The organism is Collinsella aerofaciens, assembly GCF_041537385.1.
GTDB classification, from domain to species: domain Bacteria; phylum Actinomycetota; class Coriobacteriia; order Coriobacteriales; family Coriobacteriaceae; genus Collinsella; species Collinsella aerofaciens_BV.
In genome coordinates this window covers 101,774-122,768 of the sequence record NZ_JBGORS010000005.1, presented here as the reverse complement: position 1 = coordinate 122,768, position 20,995 = coordinate 101,774, and the positions used below count along the sequence as shown (strand labels likewise).

The following is a 20,995-nucleotide window of genomic DNA, read 5'->3' as shown; positions in this document are numbered from 1 at the left end:
ACAATTGCCGGGGAGGGGTCCCGTCACGGCAAGACGCCCGCCGCCTAGATACAGAACCCGGGGATCACACAGGTTCGCTTATTTGGCTTGTCCGCAGGCGTTGCGTACGTAAAGACGTCGCCGTCGTGTCCCACGCGATTCAAATAGAGTGTGCCTCCACTCTCCGATGTGTCGGGGCTCACCGTGCGCTCCCACCAACAGGTGTCCTTGCCCTTCCACTGGCGGACCATCGTCTCGTTCGTGGAATACGGGCTCACCTTGAGCTCGCGGAAGAGCTGATACTCCTTGCCCTCGCCGTTGTAGATGTCTGCCAGGTAGTGATAGCCCTCGGCAAACGAATCGGGCGGTTGCGTACCGCACAGCTCGACCATGGCGGGCAGCCAAAGGGTTGCGGGCAACTCGCTCAGACACGATGCACTGTTGGCGGCGCCCACATTGTTCGAGACCTTCTTGACCCCTTTAATGAGCGCGCGCAACTCGTTGGGTAGCAGCTTAAGGCCGTCGCCGTTGAGCCATCCCCGCAGCTCGCAATCTGCCCAGCCGGCGCTCGGCGGTTCAGCCGTAGCGTTGCGCTCGGCAATACCCGCGTCGAACATAAACGTCAGCCCGGCCTTGCCCGTCCCGTCCAGAAGCTCATCGTGGCGGATGCCCACAAGCTGCGCGCCAACCTGTAGTCCGTTGGTGAGCGTGACACGCTTGGTGCACGGATAGGGGATATGCCCATCAGCGTCGAGCAGGTGGTAGCGCTTGGCAATCTCGCGTGCCTCGCTACGGGTCTCGGCGGCCTTAATCTTGAGCGAAATCTCCTGCAGCTGATCCCAAGTGTAGTCGTCAAGCGAACCGCGGATGCCGTCCAGGTAGTCGGGGATGCCAAAGCCATGGGTTGCTGCCCCGATAACGCCGAGCCCCGCAACGGCTGCAACGACGCCGCCGATGACAAAGCGGCGGCGGGTCATGGCATCGTGACGGGCCTGCTCCAGGATCTCTCGCGCGCGCTCGCCGGCGACGTCGACCTTAAGGTGCGTGCCAGAATCGATATCAATTGCGGCCTCGTCTCCTGCGCCCTCGCGGTCCTCAGATTCTGCAGCGGGGAGGTACGTCGAGAGCACCTCGAGCATCTGCTGCTCGGTAGGGCGATCGCCCTGTTCGACCGAGATGCCTTTCATGATGATCTGGACAAGCGCTTTGTCGCCCTCGCAGCGCGGCTCGAGCGGCGCCGGTTTGGTCTTGGTCTTTATGAGGTAGAACGAGCCGGTCGCCGCGGCACCCGTCGACTCGACATCGAACGGTTTGCGACCGCTGTAGAGCTGGTACAGAATGCTCGAAAGCGCATAGACGTCGATCGCGGGCGAGCGGCGAAGGGCCGCGATGCCTTCGATATCCTGCGTGAGCATTTCGGGCGCGGCGTATGCGGGCGTGGCAAAGCGCCAGATGTCGGCGCGCCGGGTGATCGTGTCGTCGCCGAGGGCCATGGTCGCGGAGCCCATGTCGATGAGGCAGGGGTCAAAGGAGCAATCGGCAATCTGCTGCTCGAGCGTTCGGCTGGTGGTGCGGAACATGATATTGGCAGGCGACAGGTCGCGATGGATGACCGGATTCACGAGGCCTTGGGTCATCAAGAGCGCGCGAAGCACGGCGTTTCCGACGGCGGCGACCATCTGGGTGGTCAGCCCACCCGAGGCGTCGTGCGGAAGCAAGGGCAGCGCCTGCTTGAGCGAGGTGCCCTCGACCCACTCCATGAGGATGAGCGGGTCGTTCTCGCACGATCCGTAGCCATAGACGCGCGGAAATCCGCGCAGGTGCGAGACGGTACACAGATGACGGTACTCCTCGAACAGTGCGGCGGTGTTGGCCAGATGCGCGGCCGATTGCTCGGCGGAGCGGTCGGGCGTCTGGTCGGAAAGGATGGCGTTGTCCTTGAGCAGCTTGACGGCAAAGACCTCGCCGCTCGTGTTGGTTGCGCGCAGCACGTGCCCGATATTGCCGCCGTCGCGGTATGCCGTCTGAAGAATAAGCGTCATAAACCGGCGCTTGGCATCATCCTCGGCACTGGGGTCGACTGCCACGGCGGTATCGAACGTGTCGAGACGGATGAGTTTGTCGCCATAGGCGCTATCGGTAGTATCCATGGCGTTCCTTTGTCTGGCATGGGTTGCCGCGCGTATACGTGGGCAGTGCGGATATCGGTAAAATACCATGATAACCGCACTGTCCACGTATGCCGCTGAGTATTGTCGTTTACGACGCAGAAGGTAGAAGACGAAAGACGGACGGCGACCGTCTTTCGATCGCCGTCCGCGCTAGTCCACAATGACAAGGAATGTCGTGTAGAGACCCAGATGGAGCCTGTCGCTGTTTTCGATTTCCACCGGGGGATAGATCTTGCCGGGCTCGCGTTGGTCGCGCGGCGGCTCAATCACAATATCGCCGTCGCCCGCGCCCGATTCGAGCACTGTGCCGTTGGTCGATCCAAGGCCCTGGGCGTACCAGTGCTCACCCTCAAGCCAAATGCGAAGATGCTCGCGCGATGCGTCGGCGCCCACATCGGTGATGCTGGGCGAGGTTTTGGGCAAGGACCCAATTACCGTGCCGCGCGGGTCACGCGTCAGGGGGTGGATCTGCATGTCAACGCTGTTTCCGGCGTGCGTCCTAAGCAAGCCGAGGTTGGGGGCGACGGCACGCGGTTGATCCAAGCTGCTCAAAAAACCACGGCCGACGGTGGTCTCGGTGGTGCCAAAATGCCCGCCAGTCTTGCTATCGCAAAAGCGCTCAACGGTCGCCACGCCCTGAGCGGGATCGGCGAGTGCGCCCGTCGCCACAAAGAGCATCAGGAAGAGCGTGCTCTTTTCGCGGGGGCTATGGTCATCGGAGCTGTTGATACGCCCCAAGGCATTGGCGTAGAGGCGGTCGTCAAGGTCATAATCTGCGAGAATCGACATCATGCCTTGGGCCGCCGGGCCGCTGTAATGCTCGGATATTTCCTGATAGGCGCGTTCGCCTCCGCCGAGTTTGTTGCTAATGGCGGCGGCAAGGTTGAGTGTGGAGACGGTAAGGTCATTGTAGATACCTGGCGCACACTGATCGGGCTCGCGGTGGACGATGTAGCGAGTGAGGTACGAGCGGTTGGTAGAGCATTTGTCGAGCAGGGTACTGCCTGCATACGAATTGCCGTTAATGAGCATTCGCGCAATCTCGAGATGCTTGAGACCGCCGAACGATCGGATATCGTTGTAGAGGACCGAGCATGGTGTTTCCGCCGCCATGGCTGCCTCCCCAGATAACTTTAATGACGTACTGCAAACATGATAGGAAATGGCTACGCTCAAAGCGTACCGACTCGAAAAATGTTGCGCAACGCTTTGCATAACTATCGAGACATTATAGGGCATATACGCCAAGTTACAGGATGGCTGCAAACGACACATTTTGAGAGGTTGTGCCCTATGGAATGCCCTTATTGCGGTGCATTATTGCCCGATGACGCTAGTTTTTGCTCTGAGTGTGGATCGCCTCTTGCCACGCCCTCGCCGACTGCGCCCGTTCCCGAAGATCCCTATACTACGCCCCAGACCGTGTCACAGAGCCCTGCCTTTTCTTGGCGCGACGGCGAGGCCGCTACGGCGGCAACGGTGGAGTTGCCTAAGGCGGATGCTGCCTCGAAAGCAGACGAGCAGCCGGTGACGGCACCCGGCGCGTCTGAGCTCGCTGTGCCCGAATCCGATTCGGACGCCACGCGTGTAGTCGATCCCCTGTCAGACTTTGGCACTACGATCGAGGACGCGGAAACTGAGTCTGCCTACCATGCCGATTTTGGTTCTACGCCGCTCAGTGAGGAAGAGCAGCTCGAGCAGGACCGCGAGAGCCTCAAGACGGCCAAGGCCGAGTACAAGCTAGCACGCAAGCGCCTGGGCAAGTCGTATGCGCCCGCCATCGCCGCCGGGGTTATTGTCGTTGCCGCCTTGTGCGCGGGAACCGGCTGGGCGGGCTACTCATATGGTTTGGCCCATCCGCAAAATACGGAGCAGATTCAAAAGCTCAAGAAGCAGCTTGAATCTTCCAAGGACGAACTCACAAAAACGCAAGACGAGCTCGATCAGACAAAGTCCGACCTTAAGGAAGCCAAGACGGAGCTCAAGACCGCAAGCAAGAACGGCAAGGATGCCAGCTCCGATGCCGAGGGCTCTTCTACGACGGGCAATGCGACCTCGTCGACCACTACGACCTCTGGTAGCACAGCGAAGCTCAACATCGATAAGCCCACGAGCTTTGCCAACACCACGTGGCGCGGAGCACTTAAGGAGACGGGCAACTCTTGGGGCCATGCTTGCTACGGCGCGAGCAAAAACGACCTTGTGATTGTGTTTAAGAGCATCAGCGATTCCGGCGAAGTGGTTGCAGACATCTCGGCCACGCTGCATGCCCACGATACCTACAACGCCGAAAAAACCGTCGCCCAATCCGATGGTGACGACTATCGCACCTACACGGACGTCACCGGTACGTTTGTTAGAAACAAGGGTTTTGAGTTCTCGCTTCCCGTCGAGGAGGAGGACTGCGACCTTACGGTTACGGGTGTTCCTAAAAAGAAGAACGGCAAGTACTACCTGAATACCACAGTCGAATCGGGAGACGGCGCCGTTACCATGGGAACGCGCATCACGGATTCCTTTGAGCTTTTGATTTCCTAGTACCTCGTATTGTCAGCGTGCGATGCATGGCGGCGGTGGCGGGCGCGGCTTTATTGAGAGTTGCGCCCGCCACCGCTTTTTGTGCAAATGGGTCTATTTGCTGACTTGGGTTTTACTGCCGGCTAAAGCATGCCGGCAGATGCGAGGACGAGTATGACCACGATTGCTATCAGGGCAGCAATCACCATCGTGAGTGCCATCGTGCGTTGACGTTTGACGGCAAGGCGCGCGCGACGCATGGACTCGGCGCTGCGGACGGTCTCGGTGGATGGGGTTGGCCGAGACGCGGGCTGCGCCTGTGCAACCGTGCGGGTGGGGACGGTGGCGTCCGCCCGCACGGTTGCACAGGCGCGATCCGCCACGGACCGGTGCTTTCGCGGTGCACCCGTGCGGGCGAAGGGCTCGAGCCGCGCCGCAAGTTCGTTTGCCGAAGGGCGTGCGTCTTGCGAGACTGCCAAACAAGTCATAATTGCGTTGACCAAGCCCTGCTCGCGGGGAGTTGTGGGCGAAAGGGGTTGCGGCTGCACGGTGCGCTTGAGGAGCGCGTGATCTCCGGAGCGCCTGAGCTCTGCCTCAAAGGGGGCATGTCCGCAATAAAGCTCGTAGAGGATGCTTCCCAGCGCATAGATGTCGACGGCGGGGTTGTCGCGCGCAACGGGGTCGGCCTTAAACCGCTCCAGCATTTCGGGTGCCGCGTATGCCGGCGTGGCACCGCGAAAAGCGTTGACGTCGACGGTAAAGGAAAAATCGGGCTTAACGAGCTTTGCACTGCCCATATCGATCAAGCAGATGTCAAAATAGCCACTCGAGATCTGCTCCTCGAGCGGGATGCGATCGTGACGCAGCATGATGTTGCGCATGGAGAGGTCGCGGTGAACAAAGGGCGTGTCGAGCGATTGCGTGGACAAGATGATCTTGAGTACGCTCAGACCCAGCGCGGCGACGATATCACCGGGGCAGGTTTCAGCGCCATCACTCAGAGCTGGTCGTGCATCAAGAAGCGAGACACCGTCAACCCATTCCATAAGCAGCGCCGGGGTTCCGTCTGCCGTGTAGCCAAAACCGTAGACATCGGGAAAACCCCTTAGGTTGGATACGACGGAGAGCGTGCGATATTCCTCTTCTAGGGTTTCCCGGTTGAGCTGTTCTTGCTCGGGCTGGGCATCGGGGCGCGGCATCTTAAGCGCGAGCTCAAAAGCGCGATCGCCGCTCTGGACGCGGCGGACATAAGCGTTGCCGCCAAAGCCGCCCTTTTGCGGCGGAACGAGAAGCGTGCAGAAGCGACGCCGTGCCGCAGCCTGCTCACGCTCGGAGAGCAGCGCTGGCGTATGAAATTTGACGAGTCGAACTTCTTCGTAAGAACCGGTCATGGCGCGCTTTCATCCTTTCTTCCATTAGCAGGATATGCGCTAGCCGCCGCCTTCTGTTGCGCAACATCGATAAATTTGCCGCTCGCCAATGTTGCGCAACAGAATCGCGTAAAGCGGCGGTAAAAAGATGTTGGAAAGACGCAAGGACCAAGCTGGTCAAAAACGGAGGGATAGCAAGTATGAGCGCCGTGGTTGGGATGTTTACATCTGTTGGCCCTGCGGCAAGTAGCGCCGCATCTACTGGGACAAGCTTGGGTGCTGCCGGCGCTGTTGGCATGGTCCTTTTGGCTCCTACCGCAATTGTTACGGGTGCGTTGGCTGCCCGTGAGACGGCGGAAAAAAATGCAAGTTATGCTGCCAAAGAGGAATTCAATGAGACTCTCGCGGACCTTAGGAAACGGATTGATGAGATAGCTTCCGGGCTGGATGAATCAACACGGGCAATGTTGGATGAGTTGATCACCAATTGTTCTCGCTCCTTTTATGCCGAACATGAAGAAAACACGATGAGTCTTGGTAGGGATACAAGGGTGAGGATGGAGAAGGCGTTGGCTCATCTGCTTTCAACGCTTCACGTCCTGTTTCCACAAATGACTTTTGACGCTCATCTGAAGCAGAGGATGGAGATGAGCAAAAGTCAGATTGATGCTGCTTTGACCGTTGAAAAGCTGAGAGCAGAAGGTCTTGCTAGGGCGATTGATTTTGATGTAACGCCTGATAATCCTATAGATCTGAAGAGGGCATTGCTTCAGATAACCGCGGCGGCGGAGTCTTCTTCGGGCGTTGAAACGTTTGAGGGGGCGGCGCAATCATTTGACGCGTGGTCGGAAGTCGCTATCTCTTTGATGCAGGATGAAGCCTTGGATATGGCGCTGCGTAATCGAATAAGCGCGAAATTCGAATCGATCCGCGCCGCCTATGATGCGCTTGATTCCGATTCAACTGTTGAGGAGCTGCTTGCTATTAATAAGAGCATCAAGGATTTCGATCATGTCATGAAGCGTGCCCAGTATGAGTCTGCCGAGAAGCATGAGCAGTACACGCAATACCAGATTCGAGTAGAGCTACTCAACGATCGATACCATCGCCCGACTGTTCTTAAGCACATTTATGAAATCGATAATATTTACGAAGAAATCGAAATCGCCGACGCCGAGCTTGATAAGGCCGTAAAAGACGAGTATATCGAGCGTGCAATTAATGATGCTATGGCTGAACGTGGCGTCAATGTGGTCCGTTATGCCGTTATGGATGGCTCGGGCAAACCCTGGCGTCTTATGTTTGACACAAACGAACACAAAGCGGTCGCTGTCCTTAAAGGTAGCAGCGAACAGCAGATCATCATGCGTGTCGTAGAGGCTGACCCAGCTGAGTTTTCTGAAGATCCGAATAATCCCACGATTATCAAAGACATGAAGATCCAGGATCAGTCAACCGTCGATAAGGCCGTTCAGGACCAAGCGGAATTTTGTGACTTCTATAAGCAGTTCAGTGAAGACCTTAAGAAGCGCGGCGTCTTTGCGGACACCTCGGCTGGTTTTGTGCGGCCGCCAAGTCCGGATGCTGCAGTCGAGATTCACCCGCACGATTACGTGCCGCCCACGCCTTCCGCAGATGCGGAGCGTCGTCTGCGTAATCGCCGTCAAGCAAGTCAGCTCAAGCAGAGGGAAATGAGGTAAACCATGACATGGGAATGCCCTATCTGTGGTCTTATGAACGATGATGCCCGCGATATGTGCGAGGACTGCGGGACGCCGCGTCCCGCTGGTGCGGTTCCCGCGCCTTCGGCCCCTGCGCCCGCGGTCTCGGCACCCGAGGCGCCAGTCGCCTCAGCGTCCGGCTTTGCCGGCGCGGTCGCTGAGCGTCCGGCTCCCGCCGTCTATCCTGCAACGTCATCGATGGGCGGTGTTTCGCGGCCTCAGCGTCCCGCGCCCCAGCAGGCATATCAGGCTGCTCCTGCTCCCACGCCGCAGCCTACCCCCATGCCCGTTCCGCAGCCCGCTCCGGTTGCTGCGCCACAGCCGACGCCTGCACCAATGCCACATCCGACGCCTGCACCAATGCCGCAGCCCGCGCCGCAACCCATGGCGAATGCTGCAGCTACTCCTGCGGTTCCTGCGCTTACGCTTGCCGATCCAGTTATGGGTGAGCAGCTTCGTCTCACGGACGATGCCGTGCTTGGACGCAACGCGTTTCCTTCCATGGCTTCGAACTTTGCCATGTCCCGGCAGCATGCCAGTGTTCGTTTTGAGCGGGGCACATGGATGGTTGCCGATGAGGGGTCCAATAACGGAACGGCTCTTATGCGTGGCGGCCAGATCCTCAACTTGGTTCCCGGCGTGGCCCAGCCGATTCATACCGGAGATACGCTACTCATTCCGGCTGCGTCTGGCGAGTTTGCCCAATTGCGTCTGACGGTTACTGTGGAGGAACCGCCTGCGGCGCAACCCGTGCAGATCCAGGCTTGGTCTGCGCCTCAGCCCGCGTCTGCTGCGGCACCGGTTGTTTCTGCTGCTGGTGAGTCTGCGGGTGTCGAGGGCTGGTTTGTCGAGTGCCCCGAGTGCGGTCGTTTGCATCTCGTTGCTGATGAGCGCGCAAAGGTTGGGGATGGCTGTGAGGAATGCGGTTGCTCGCTTGCACGTACCTCGGCCGTGTACCGCACACTCGATCCGGGCGAGGATTACGCCGATGTTCGTTAGCCATGTGCTTGCCCCCGTCGTCTCGCTGGGTCCGGGAGAACGTATTGTTGTCTGGACCGCTGGTTGTTCAAAGCGTTGTGCCGGATGTATTTCGCCCCAATGGCGCAGCCAGTCGCCCGATCAAGATGTCGATGTTGATGAGCTTGCGCAGATGTTGCTCGATACCGCGCGCGAGTACGGCGTACATCGGCTGACGGTTTCGGGTGGAGACCCGCTCGAGCAGGCATCAGAGCTCGTGAAGCTGCTGGCAACGATCCGTTGCGCTTACGATGACATTCTCGTTTACACCGGCTTCACGTTTGAGGAGCTGCCGCAAGTGATCGGTGCGGATACGTGGGAGACGCTTAAGTCTCTTATCGATGTGCTGATTGACGGTCCGTACATAGACGAGCTTAACGTGCCAGACTGCGCGCTGCGCGGTTCGACTAACCAGCGCGTGATCTACCTGAGCGACCGCCCACACGATGATTACGACCAGTATCTTCAACAGCCGCGTCAGCTTCAAAACTATGTCCAGGACGGCACGATTATCACCGTTGGTATTGCCGACCGCTACCACCATGAATTTTCTGCCAAGGAGGTATAACACATGGCAACTGATTTCGAGCGCCAATCCTGGCAGCGCGAGATGCTCAACTTTAAAGGGGTGAAGAGCCTCTTTATTCTTGAGGGCAACGTCAACGACAAGTATCCCGATGTGGTTGACGGCAGCCTTCAGTTCTCGGAGCTTGCCGAGGTCGTGCGCGGCCTTTTTGAAGACGCCAATGGCTCAGTTGAGTACAACGTGGCATATTTCGATCCCATCCAGCTGTTCTCGAGCAGCATGGGCAACGTCGATTGCAAGCGTCTGGTGTCGCTGGCACACGACGAGGCTTCTAAGAGCGATGATCGCATGATGGAGGCGAACGCCTGCATCGCCGATGGCCGCCAGGCGTATGCCACCGAGCAGTCGAGCCTGCCTTCATACGGTGAGGTTATCCGCTCCATGTTGCGCCTTAAATACAACGACAATCCCGATGGCGGCACCGAAGCTAAGCCGCTTTGCGTGATCGTCAACATGGCGTCGCGTCTGCTTGCCTCCTCGACCGGTCTTATGCCCGACGAGACACAGTTCTTCCTTAACCTGTACCTTGGTGCCAGCAAAGCACGCCTTATTAACCGCACGGCTGTCAACACGCTCATTCTGGTAACGGATAACGTGCGCAATCTGCCCGTGTGGTTTATCGAGGAGAATCCCTTCCTGCGCACCATCACGCTGCCGCATCCCGATCGTGACATGCGCGAGGCCTACATCCAAAGCAAGTTTGGCTTTGGTGAGGCGCTGTCCGATTCCGATGACCGTGCGGTGCGTCGCTTTATCGATACCACCGACGGCATGAGCGTTAAGGAGCTCGAGGGGCTGCAGCGTATGTATCAGCGCGATATGCAAAACCCCGATGCTTCCATCGAGGCCATCCTTCCCAAGCTCGTCGACGTGTATAAGTACGGCTTTCGCGAGAACAAATGGCAGCAGATGTTCGAGAAGCTCGAGGAGGATCCCGAGGCAAAGATCAAGCGCCGCGTGAAGGGTCAGGACGAGGCCGTTGAGAAGGCCGTCACCGTGCTCAAGCGCTCCGTCATGGGCCTTTCGGGTGCCACCCATTCATCTGGTTCCAAGCCCAAGGGTGTCCTGTTTTTGAGCGGCCCTACCGGTACCGGTAAGACCGAGATCGTTAAGGCCATTACGGAGCTCCTCTTTGGCGATGAGCGCAGCATGCTGCGTTTTGATATGTCTGAGTACGGTGCCGAGAACTCCGATCAAAAGCTCTTTGGCGCTCCTCCGGGATACGTGGGCTATGCCGAGGGCGGTCAGCTGACCAATGCGGTCAAGGCCAATCCGTTCTCGGTAGTTCTTTTCGACGAGATCGAGAAGGCCGCGCCCAGCATTATGGACAAGTTCCTGCAGATCCTCGAAGATGGCCGCCTGACCGATGGCCAGGGTAATACTGTGTACTTCTCTGAGACGGTCATCTTCTTTACGAGCAACATCGGCTTTTCCAAGATTGAAATCGATGCGCAGGGCAACGAAGTTCGTAATACCATCGCGCCCAACACGCCCTATGACGAGATTTGCGAGCGCGTGCGCACCGAGATGGATCGCGAGTTTAAGCCCGAGTTCTTGGGCCGTATCGGCGATAACGTGGTGATCTTCAACTTTATCGACGACGCCGTGGCACTTCAGATCCTCAATTCCAAGATCGATGCCGTTAACCGCAACGTGCATAAGGCACAGCCCGATATTACGGTTGAGGCGACCGACGCTGCCCGCGAGCTACTGCACTCCATTGCCATGACGGATGCTGTCAAAGCCAAAGGCGGCCGTGGTATTGGCAACCTGGTGGAGAGCGGCTACCTTAACGGGCTTTCTGATTTTCTGTTTGAACACCGCGCCGAGTGGCGCGGTCGTCCCGGCATGGTGGCACGCGCCGTGCCGCAGGGCGAGGGCGACGATGCGCATATCGCATTTGAGCTCGTGCCCGGATCGATGGGAGGCGATTGGCGATGACGAAGTTTATCGCTGCAGCAAAAACTCAAGCGGGAACCAATCACCCCGTCAACGAGGACCGTTTGCTTCTTGACGGTAATGTCCTTTGCTATGGCCTGGTAGGCGATTGCGAGCGCGAAATGGGCTGCATGGCAGTCTTTGACGGCGTGAGCGAAGGCGGGCACGGAGCGGCCGCCTCGACGCTCGCCGCTCAGGCGTTTGCACAGGCCGTGCGCGTCTTTGATGCCGATACCGTCAACGCGTTACAGGAGCGCCTACGCATGGCGGGCGAGCGAGCCGAGAACGATGTTGAGACGTATGCGGCTCGCTATGGACTGTCTGTTGCTGCATCCACGGTTGCTGGCCTCGTGGTTGCTCCTGACGGGCACGGTGCTGTTTTTAATGCCGGCGATTCTCGCGTGTACCGACTGCGTGGCGGTGTGCTTGCCGTGCTTAGCTGTGACCACACGCCTGAGCGGCGCGTGGGCGGCGTTGGCGCTGAATACAGGGGCGACGCCGTTTCGCATTGTATTGAGCTCGCGATTGGACTCAATCAGGGCGGTCGCAATCTTGAGGTCAAGACGACCGTGATGCTTCCGGGCGATCGCTATCTGATCTGTTCCGATGGTATCGATGGGCAGATTGCGCAGGAGCGTTTGCAGCAGATGCTTGCGAGCGATTCGACATGTGCGCAGTTGTGCGAAGAGCTATATGCCGAGGCTCGGGTGAACGGCTCGACGGACGATGCAACGCTGATTGTAATTGAAGTGGGGGAGTAGCCATGTCTGATGAGACGATTACGGTACACCGAGATGGTGGCAATGGCAATGATGAGACCGTAACGGTGCGCCGCGGGAATGCGCCCGTAGGGGGAGAGACGGTTACCGTGAACCGTGGCGACCAGGCTTCTGCGCCTGGAGAGACCGTGACGGTACGTCGAGCTGACGCTCCGGCATCTGGTGAAACGGTCACCCTCCGCCGCGACGACGCGCCATCGACAAACGAAACCGTAACGGTGCATCGCCCGATGACCGAATCGAATGGTGAAACAGTAACGGTTGCGAGGCCGTCTGTCGGTGCTTCCGCCGACGGCAAGACCGTTACTGTTTCACGCCCTGGTACTTCTGCGGCAGGCGAAACCGTCACGGTGCCGCGCGCTGCGAGCGCCGACGGCCAGACGGTAACTGTCTCGCGCGGCGCCACGGCCAGTCCAAACGGTGAAACGGTGACCGTTTCTCGTGGGGGCGCACATGCTGCCGCTGCATCTGCCTCGCCTTTTGTTGCAGAGGATGCGACAGTTGTCTCGAATGACGGGCAGCAGTTTATTATTCATTTGGGACAGGTCATTGGCCATGGCGGTCAATCTAGCATTGTTGCCGCCGAGCGGGTGAGCGATGGTTTGGCATGCGTTGCCAAGGTCTTTAAGCCTCTTGTGGGCGCCGAGCGTTCGGCATATCAAAAGGTGGTAAGCGCCGTAATGGGGCTTAATGGCCGCCCCGTGTCTCAAACGCATCTGCTGCCCATCTTTGCCTATCTGCACCAGGGCCTGAGCGCGACCGAAGTGGGGGCTGCGGCTCCTCAGCTGTGGGATGTTTCCATTACGCCGCTGGCCACATGCCTTTTTGATCGTCCCCGTAGCAAGAATATGGTTAAGAGCCGCGTGATTCCCGAGCTCAGCCAGGCAATTGAGCTGCTCCATACCGAGCTTGGCATTGTCCATCGTGACATTAAGCCGCAGAACGTCTACCTGTACGAAAAGCAGATTGTGCTGGGAGATTATGGCTCTGCCCGCTCGCTTGCCGGATTTGACAGTCGCCTGACAAACACCATGACGCGCTCCGATGGCTATACGCCTGGTCGAGGCGGCATGGTCGACCCTCGTAACGACTGGTATTCGTTTGGCTATACAATCTGGACGCTCTACGAAAACAATGTCCACCCGCTGCAGGAGTTCATAGACGACAATACGCTTTCCGATCGCCAAGAGACGGGTGAGCCTGCGGACTTTAACCATCCAGATGATGCAACCCTGGGAAACCTCCTCAAGGGCCTGACGTTTGAGCTTTCGGGCGAGCGTTTTGGCTATGAAGAGGTTAAAGACTGGATGGCCGACCCAGATAATTTCTATCGTAAGCTTCCCACCATGGACGCCGGCAGCGCTCGCAAGCCTTACGAGTTTGCGGGCAAGCAGTATAGCGATCCGGTGTTGCTCGCTCGCGCGCTGTCCTCCAATTGGGACGAGGCCAAGCTTCGCATGAGCCAGCAACAGCTCGAAAACCTGATGGGCGACTGGGGTGAAAATGACCTGCAGACCAGGATTCACCAGTTGGTCGAAGAGGATATCCAGACAGCTTCCAATCCCGACTTGGCCCTTGCTTGCGTCATCTATGAGATGTCCAACGGCAAGATTATGTCGTGGCGCGGCGAGGATGTCTCGCTCACCGATGCGAGCGATGCCCTCCCGGCACGCATCGCCAAGATGGATGTCACCGAAATTGATCGCTACGCCGTTCTGTCCGGTCTCGACGGGTCAAAATCGTCAGGCGTGCTGCCTTCGGGATTTTTATCTCGCATTCTTTCTCAAGACAACGATCTTAACGATGAGCGCGCAAAGCTTGCTGCCGATATTCATGAACTCGAAAAGTTGGCGCTGCACTCGAGTGATCCTCATTTCGCTGCTTGTTTATTCAAGGGGTTGCTGGCGCGCAACGAGGAGAAAAGTTCTGCTGCTCAGACGGTGCTTATGTCGGTTGTTAATCGTCCGGCGGCGTTTTTTGGCGTTTGCTCGTCGGCTCACAAGCTGGATGAATTCTTGCTCAATTTTGCGGGCGTTTCTGAGATGGCGGCAATTATCTCGGCTCGAGATGCGGCAACTTCGCACGGAGCCGTCGATATAGATGTCGTGATCGATTATATGGATAAGGGCGCGGTCAATAAGAAGGCGGTGCGCGCGTTTTATCGTAAGTTTGGTAGCTATGCTGCTTGGCTGTGGCTTGCCGCCCACACCGACCTCTACGACTCGGCCCAAGGCTCTGTGGGCGAGGCGGTTAAAATTGCCCTGCTCGGATTGAATCCGCCGGCAAACACTGCCGTTTCCATGCTCATTCAGGCTGGTTCCAACGCGCGTCTTGAGGGAATCAAGCTTCGGGAAGATATGGAGCTCACGCCTGTTCCGTATGTGAACGGCTGGGAAGTCGACGGAAAGCACGGAACGCGCCCCTGCACGCGCAATGCGCTGTTTTGCGCTCAGGTCGGCGACGATGCCGTGCCACGCGGCTATGTGGCCGAGCTTATATCCCAAGGCGTTGACGAGCGGTTGCTCGCGGCTCGCGGCGTAAGGCTTCTTGCAGATGAAAGCTTGATCTCCTCTGCCGAATATGCTGAGTTCCTCGAGGATAGCCGCGGTGTTGCAGACGGCTCCTTAAAGGCCGCTATCGAGCAGGATACACGCGATTACGGTGTCGTTGAGGGTATTGCCGATAGCGATGCTCGCGCTGCTGCCATAAAGAAGGAGCAGCGGGGTGTTTTGATGTATACCGTTCTTGTGGCGCTTCTTTACTGCATCCTTATCATGTGCTCCCGTGGTGCCTTTGGTCAGCTGATTGTTTCTTGGGGTTCGTTTGGTCCGCTTGCGGGCATTTTCCTGGCGGTTGCGTTTATTGGCTGCTTTGGTTTTCTCGCTCTCAATCTTCTGCGCTCTTATTCGGCCGCCGATCGTGTTAGCGCGCTTAGGAACGATATCGATGCCAATTCGGATGCGCTTGAACGATATTTGCTCCAGCTCGTTGAGTTTGCCGATCGTAAGGGGCAGGTTTTTGAGGAGCTTGCGATGTCGGCAGAGGACAAGCCTCTTGCTCAGGTCGGTTCGCTTGCATTTTCAAGTGGTCGTGCGCCGGCGGCGTTTTACATGGATCCGCAGCTGATGGACAGACTGGGACGCTATGCTGGCCGCTTGGTCGTTTTCGTTCCGCTTGTCACCAGCGCCTTTGGGTTTATGGGAACGATGTTTGTTGATGGCGACACGTTTACCAAGCTTGACGTAGTAATGGCGATTCTCATCGGTGGTATGACGGTCATGCTTCTCTTTAGAGACGATGCTCACCCCGGTAGTGCAAAGTCGATTCGCACCTGGCTTTTCTCTTGGATCCTGCCGATCGTCATCGAGTTTTTCCTCTGGGGTATTGTGACCATTGCACAGCTGCTTAGTATCTTCGGATTTATTGTGATGCTGATTGGCTTTGGAATCTGCGCATTCTTCTTCTACCTTTTCCTTTCCGCCTAATAGAGCGGGTCGCTCTTTTCATGAACCGTTTTGGGTCGCCAAGGAGGGTTTCTGACTCCTTGGTGACCTGTTAATTTTGATAAACGATAGGAGCATGGTATGCCCACGCTACGACTGGGGAATCTTTTCTCGGATTCCAATAATGGTCGCCAACAGCGACCGGTGGTGCCTCGACCGCAGGTTCCCAATACACCGCAACGCAATGACGGTCTCCATGGTACCGAGCGACGCGCCATGGCTGCCTTTGATGACATGTTGGGTATTGAGAACGTGGCGTCTCAACGCGGCTCTCAAACAAATACACACTTGCGTTCGAACATGGCTCAACGTGAGATTCGAAACGACGTGGTGATCAATGAAGGTTTGGGTTCGTACGATGGACGTCCGTGTTCCATCAGGATCTACGAGAACCACCTTGAGATTATCGCCAAGCGTGAGGGGTCAACGCTCGATAACCATTCTGTGGTCAAGTCACTCGTTCCAGGCCTGGGTCATAGCAAGGCAGTGGCGGGCAGGCTTTTCGCTCCGGGCAATTCCAATCCGCCGATTATCATCCCCTTTAATTCTCTGAGCGGGTTTCAAGAAGTGAGCGGCTTTATGCCCACGTTCGTCTTTAACCGGCGTAATCCTCAGACCAGAAAGATGGAGACGCACACTATCAAGACTGTGACCAGGGAGTTTGGGTATGCGCTTAACCGCTATGCCCAGACGCACTTCCATTACTAATAGGTGAAGGCAAAACATATGGCAAACGATAAACAGCAAGAGGGCCTGTCGGCGCAAGAGCGTCTCGCCCGTCTTTATAGTGCTCGTGCTGAGGGACAGCAAGAGGACGCGACGTCGTTCGCGGGTGAGACTGCGGGAGTGTCCATTTCGTCAGAAGTACCGCAGGCTCAAACGGTTTCTACTCAGGAGCGTCTCGACCGCCTGCGTGCGCGACGCGCCGGCGTGCCTCTTCCGGGCGATCCGGAGGCAGCTACTCCGGTAAACAACGAGGGTGCGAATCGCCCTCGCTTTAACATCAATCTTTCGCGCATCGTGGACGCGATTCCCACCATTGTTCGGTTTTTCCCGCTGCGTATTTTTACGGTTTGGGGGCTCTGCTCGGTCTGGTACCGCATGTACTTGAACACTGGCGGAGACGATGTGCTGCATACGGGGCTTCCGGCGCCGGGGTATAGCGCATTCAATCCATTCGCTCTGGGTGCTGTTGTATTCATTGGTCTTCTCGTAGTTTTGACGGAAATCATTGCCGGCCCGTTGAGCCTGATCATTAAGCAACTGATCATCGGCGCCACGTATTTCTTCCGCGGTTCCGCCGCCACCCGCGAGGCCCGCGACCGCGCCCACGCCAACTTCAGCCTGCGCCGGCTCGTCACCGAGACGGTCCGCGGCTACCACAGCGGCTACTCCGTCTTCGGCTCCATGGCCCGTGCGACCCGTGGCGCCCGCAACAGCGCCTCCACGCTCGATTACGGCGTCGGGGCCTTCACGGGGGAGGATCCCAACGCGCCCGTCTACGATGACGGCCTGGGCGACCGCCCCTCGCAGATGGAGCTCACCGACGACGCGGCGTCGAGGATCTGGGACCTGTACTACCCGGCCTACGGCGCCGAGGGCCCCATGTCCAACCTGCACGAGGCGCTCGCCGCGGGCGACCCGCAGGACTACACGGCCCTGATGAGCCTCGCCCTCAACGTGGCGGAATGGTGCGAGCAAAACGGCACGCCCGACACGCACGGCTGGTTCGACGACCCCGCCTACCCGGGCGACTACGTCGACGCCGGCACGTTCTACCTCATGGCGTACTCGTTCTGGGAGCGGGCGGCCGAGGCGCGGCGCGTGGGGCCGATCGAGCCGCTCGCGGACGACATGAGCCGCTTCATCCTGCGCCACCTGAGCGACTGGTCGCGCGAGAACGCCCACGCCTACCGCTGGCGCGGCGACTGGCGCGACGCGGACTACTTCGACAAGGACCGCCTATAGGCGGCGGAAAGGGAAATACGGATGGCAATTAATCAGAACGGGTCTGGCCGCGGGGGCGCCGGGTCCAACGGATTGGATATCAACGATATCGTGAACCGCTTGGGCGGTCCGCGCGTAGTGGTTGTCCTTGCCGTGGTGGTAATCATTGCCATCGTGGCGGTCACGTCCATCACAAGCGGCATTTCCGACACAAATCGGCAGACCGAGCAGCGTGCCGAGGCCAAACAGCAGCAAGAAGACGAGGCGGCACGCGCTCAGCGTAAAAAGGAAAAAGAAGAGCGCCACCAGGAAGAAGCGAAAAAGGCCACAGTGCTCACGCTCGATGAAATTACGGACGAGACGCTGCGCTCGGACTTAGCGCTCGATGCAGATGAGGACGGCAATATTTCGCAAGAGACCGCGGATGAAGCTAGCTCAATCGACGTCGAGTCATTTGATTCGCTTCCGCTGTTGGCCAACTTCCACAACATCACGACGTTTGGCATTGGCGACTACGACAGCGAAAGCTACGACATAAGCTCCATTAGCAATATCACTCATCTGTCCATTGGCGACTGCTCGGTGCCTCAGGTTGATCTTACACGTTTTTCTCAGCTACAGCGCGTTACCATAAACAGGCTCGAGAGCCCCGTCGATACCTTGAATGCCAAAAACATGTCATCGTTGACGAACGTCCAGATCGAAGGCCTTGATGGCAGCATTGGGACACTTGACCTGTCGGGTGATGTGAACCTTGAGGTCCTGAAGATCAGGAGCAGAGTCGAAACGCTCAATTTGTGCGGCGCAGGCAGGGAAGATGCCTTCGATATTACGTTTACGCCCAATCGCGTTGGCAAGATCTTGTACGACAGCGACACGAGCAGCAGCATGGTCGAGTTTTTGCAAAAAATGAGCAGTGATTACGGCTACACCATGGAGCAGCAGTAGCGATGCGCTCAAGTGAGGAGAAGCGGTATGGCGAATTTTAAGCCCGACATGTCTTGGCGGGATAACGAACGGGTTCAGCGTGTGACCGATCAGCCTTCGGGCGGGGCTCATGAGCGGGCTGCCGAGACGCCGGATGTGCGGGTGAATATGCGTCCGAACGGGCAGGCAACCGAACAGTCTGCTGGGCAGGCGCAGCAGACGCCGGGGCGTTCGACAAGTCGGGTCCCTCGCCCTGCCGGCCAGCCGAATGGACAGGCGGCTGAACGTGCAAATGAAGCCGTCTCCCGCTTGGGTGGCGTTCGCGCCCTGGTAGTGCTTGCGGCGGTTGTGGCCATAGGCGCGGTCGCCGCTTTCGCCGTGATTGGCGGCGTCGGCGACGTGCAAGGCGGCGGGGAAGCCTCGTCGAGCGCCTCTAAAGAGTCGAGCTCAACTGACGCCTCTGGCTCCGAGACCAAGAAAGAAAAAGGTCTCGTCGATGTTGATGCGATCACGGATGATACCCTGCACGGGTTGCTTGCCGACTACGATAACGATGACGATGGCCAGCTGACCGCCAAGGAGACTCAGTGCATCACGAGGCTGGTCGTGACCGACGAGGTGACGGATTTCACGCCCATTAGCAAGCTGGACAAGCTCGATACGCTCGGCATCAATACCCTGAGCGCCAAGAGTGCGGACTTTAGCGAGCTCGAGGCACTCGAGGTGCTCAAGTTTGGCGACATGACGACCCAGGACCTCGATCTGAGCGTCTGCCCCAAGCTCAATTCCTTTAAGATCGAGGGCCTTAAGGGTGCTGTCAATTCCATCAACGCCTCGGGTCTTAAGAACCTGATGTTCTTTACCGTTGACCAAGGGCTTCAGGGCGACGTCGAGAAGATTGATCTTTCGAACGATGACATTCTTGGCGCACTCGAGATTACCTGTAACGTCGGCGAGCTCAACCTGTCGGGTTGCAGCCACTCGTTCCCCAAACTCAACATTGCCGCTGATCACATCGACAAGATCGTGGTCGACAGCAACACCAATGCCGACCTGGTGGCTACCCTGCGTGACCTCTGCGCTCAGAAAGGCTGGACGCTAGAGGAGCGGTGACGAATACGATGGATGCACGCCGCCATGGTTCGAGGTGGCATTCAACGCAATGAGCGACGATGGGTTATGCCTGTGGAGGTGGCTCAAATGGAAGATATGACCAGTAAAGAATACGATGTCTTTTTTAGCTACGAGACTTCGACTTCTTCCGAGCTTGTGCGCAAGCTGGCTGAGGTGCTTGAGGGGCATGGCTTAAAATGCTGGTATGCTAAGAACAATATAACGATTGGAAAATGGAGAAAGCAGATTTATGAGGAGCTGGACAGTTGTCGCGTCTTTATCTTGCTGCTGAACAGGGCGGCGTCATTGTCTGATGAGGTTGATGATGAAATCGAAAATGCTATCGTTCTGAACCGCAAGGGCGATCTCGAGCTCCTTCCCATTCGTTGTGATAACGAGATTGAGCCGAGTCTGGACCGGCATTTGCTGCGCTATCAGCAGCTTGATTGGACTTCGGGCGTTAACGAGCAAGCAATCTCGCAACTGTTTGAGTATCTAAAGGGCGTCTTGCCTGATCGTTTTGACGATTCCGGCAATGTGGTCCAAACCGCACGAACGGCAAATAAATATTATGAACTGTACGGTGACGAAAGCGATCAAGAAGCAAAGTGGCTTCATGTCCAGCAAGAGATGCTTCGCAGCTATGACGCCCCTGTCTTCCAGAAGATATTCAATGATATAGAATGCCATAGCGTTCTCGATCTCGGCACGAATGACGGTTTCCAGCTTGTTGATCGCTTGGCTTCGTGTGATTCGCTTGAGTTTGCGTTGGGTATTGATGTAAATCCCAATGCGATTCGCATGGCTTCGGAAGCGTATGCCGACGACTCTCGTTATTTGTTCGAAGAAGCCGATTGTGAAGCTGCTTCGTTTTCCGATTACCTTGAAAGCCGTCTTGCGCAGGCGGGGAAGAAAGGATTTGACCTCGTAATCCTGTCAATGGTGCTTCTCCATTTAAAAAACCCGTTTAAGCTGCTCCGCGTTGTGCGTAAGCACATGAATCGCGGAGGCTATATCTTCATTCGGGATATCGACGATGGATTTAATATCGCCTATCCGGACGATGAGGGCTACTTTGCGCGGCTGAACAGGCTTTGTGGGGAGATTACGACGACTGGCTTCCGTTTTAGCGGAAGACAGCTGCTTGAAAAACTAACGAGGGCTGGGTTCAAGGACATTTCATTTGAGGGCAGTGGCATTTCAACTGTGGGGATGGACCAGGATCAGCGTTCGGCTTTGCTGTCGGCTTCTTTTGGATGGCTCGGGGGAGATTTAAGGCTTCGCGCCAAGAACAATCCCGATAACGATGAGTATCAACAAGATGCTGATTGGTTTGAAGAGACATACGATGAAATTGAGGAACGTTTTCTAGATGTCGGTTTTTTCTATCATGAGGGATATGTCATCTATACTGCACGAAAGTAGTT

The 20,995-nt window shown here is 57.3% G+C and carries 15 protein-coding genes and 1 pseudogene; 13 read left to right on the top strand and 3 right to left on the bottom strand.

Translation table 11 applies throughout. The features are described from left to right. Window positions 1-44: 44 nt before the first annotated feature. The gene (locus ACEG18_RS07645) at window positions 45-2,129 is read right to left on the bottom strand and encodes a protein kinase domain-containing protein (RefSeq protein ID WP_372542127.1); all 2,085 of its coding nucleotides are present in this window, start codon (window positions 2,127-2,129) and stop codon (window positions 45-47) included. A 171-nt stretch (window positions 2,130-2,300) separates the two neighbouring features. Next, window positions 2,301-3,263, bottom strand: a complete 963-nt coding sequence (locus tag ACEG18_RS07640) for an FHA domain-containing protein (RefSeq protein WP_372542125.1) — start codon at window positions 3,261-3,263, stop codon at window positions 2,301-2,303. 39 nt (window positions 3,264-3,302) lie between these two features. Between ACEG18_RS07640 and ACEG18_RS07635 the strand changes: the two are divergent. After that, window positions 3,303-3,509, top strand: a pseudogene (locus ACEG18_RS07635) (zinc ribbon domain-containing protein); the annotation flags it as partial. A gap of 120 nt (window positions 3,510-3,629) precedes the next feature. Next, the gene (locus tag ACEG18_RS07630) at window positions 3,630-4,688 is read left to right on the top strand and encodes a hypothetical protein (RefSeq protein ID WP_372542146.1); all 1,059 of its coding nucleotides are present in this window, start codon (window positions 3,630-3,632) and stop codon (window positions 4,686-4,688) included. Window positions 4,689-4,810: 122 nt separating this feature from the next. On the opposite strand, the gene ACEG18_RS07625 is transcribed toward ACEG18_RS07630, so the two are convergent. Beyond that, window positions 4,811-6,058, bottom strand: coding sequence for a serine/threonine protein kinase (locus ACEG18_RS07625; RefSeq protein WP_372542123.1), 1,248 nt, complete (start codon window positions 6,056-6,058; stop codon window positions 4,811-4,813). A gap of 179 nt (window positions 6,059-6,237) precedes the next feature. On the opposite strand from ACEG18_RS07625, the gene ACEG18_RS07620 reads away from it, so the two are divergent. From ACEG18_RS07620 to ACEG18_RS07570, 11 genes are all read left to right on the top strand, one after another. Then, on the top strand, window positions 6,238-7,737 hold the full coding sequence (locus ACEG18_RS07620) for a hypothetical protein (RefSeq protein ID WP_372542121.1): 1,500 nt from the start codon (window positions 6,238-6,240) through the stop codon (window positions 7,735-7,737). Between the two features lie 3 nt (window positions 7,738-7,740). Then, window positions 7,741-8,757, top strand: a complete 1,017-nt coding sequence (locus ACEG18_RS07615) for an FHA domain-containing protein (RefSeq protein WP_372542119.1) — start codon at window positions 7,741-7,743, stop codon at window positions 8,755-8,757. Beyond that, window positions 8,747-9,343: a 4Fe-4S single cluster domain-containing protein gene (locus ACEG18_RS07610; RefSeq protein WP_372542117.1), complete on the top strand. Its 597-nt coding sequence runs from the start codon at window positions 8,747-8,749 to the stop codon at window positions 9,341-9,343. Before ACEG18_RS07615 ends, ACEG18_RS07610 begins: the two co-directional genes overlap by 11 nt. A gap of 3 nt (window positions 9,344-9,346) precedes the next feature. Then, a complete protein-coding gene (locus ACEG18_RS07605) occupies window positions 9,347-11,302 on the top strand; it encodes an AAA family ATPase (protein ID WP_372542115.1) in 1,956 nt (651 codons plus the stop codon). After that, window positions 11,299-12,060: a PP2C family protein-serine/threonine phosphatase gene (locus tag ACEG18_RS07600; protein ID WP_372542113.1), complete on the top strand. Its 762-nt coding sequence runs from the start codon at window positions 11,299-11,301 to the stop codon at window positions 12,058-12,060. The genes ACEG18_RS07605 and ACEG18_RS07600 overlap by 4 nt, the downstream gene beginning before the upstream one ends. A gap of 2 nt (window positions 12,061-12,062) precedes the next feature. After that, a complete protein-coding gene (locus tag ACEG18_RS07595; protein ID WP_372542112.1) occupies window positions 12,063-15,563 on the top strand; it encodes a protein kinase domain-containing protein in 3,501 nt (1,166 codons plus the stop codon). A gap of 99 nt (window positions 15,564-15,662) precedes the next feature. Then, complete coding sequence (locus ACEG18_RS07590; RefSeq protein WP_372542111.1) at window positions 15,663-16,289, top strand: hypothetical protein; 627 nt, start codon at window positions 15,663-15,665, stop codon at window positions 16,287-16,289. An 18-nt stretch (window positions 16,290-16,307) separates the two neighbouring features. Continuing rightward, window positions 16,308-17,549 carry a hypothetical protein gene (locus ACEG18_RS07585; protein WP_372542110.1) on the top strand — a complete coding sequence of 414 codons (1,242 nt, stop codon included), beginning with the start codon at window positions 16,308-16,310 and terminating at the stop codon, window positions 17,547-17,549. Between the two features lie 21 nt (window positions 17,550-17,570). Then, window positions 17,571-18,476 carry a hypothetical protein gene (locus ACEG18_RS07580; RefSeq protein ID WP_372542108.1) on the top strand — a complete coding sequence of 302 codons (906 nt, stop codon included), beginning with the start codon at window positions 17,571-17,573 and terminating at the stop codon, window positions 18,474-18,476. 27 nt (window positions 18,477-18,503) lie between these two features. Next, a complete protein-coding gene (locus ACEG18_RS07575) occupies window positions 18,504-19,568 on the top strand; it encodes a hypothetical protein (RefSeq protein WP_372542106.1) in 1,065 nt (354 codons plus the stop codon). An 87-nt stretch (window positions 19,569-19,655) separates the two neighbouring features. Beyond that, window positions 19,656-20,993 (top strand): TIR domain-containing protein, encoded by a 1,338-nt coding sequence (locus ACEG18_RS07570; RefSeq protein WP_372542105.1) that lies wholly within the window; start codon window positions 19,656-19,658, stop codon window positions 20,991-20,993. Window positions 20,994-20,995: the final 2 nt, after the last annotated feature.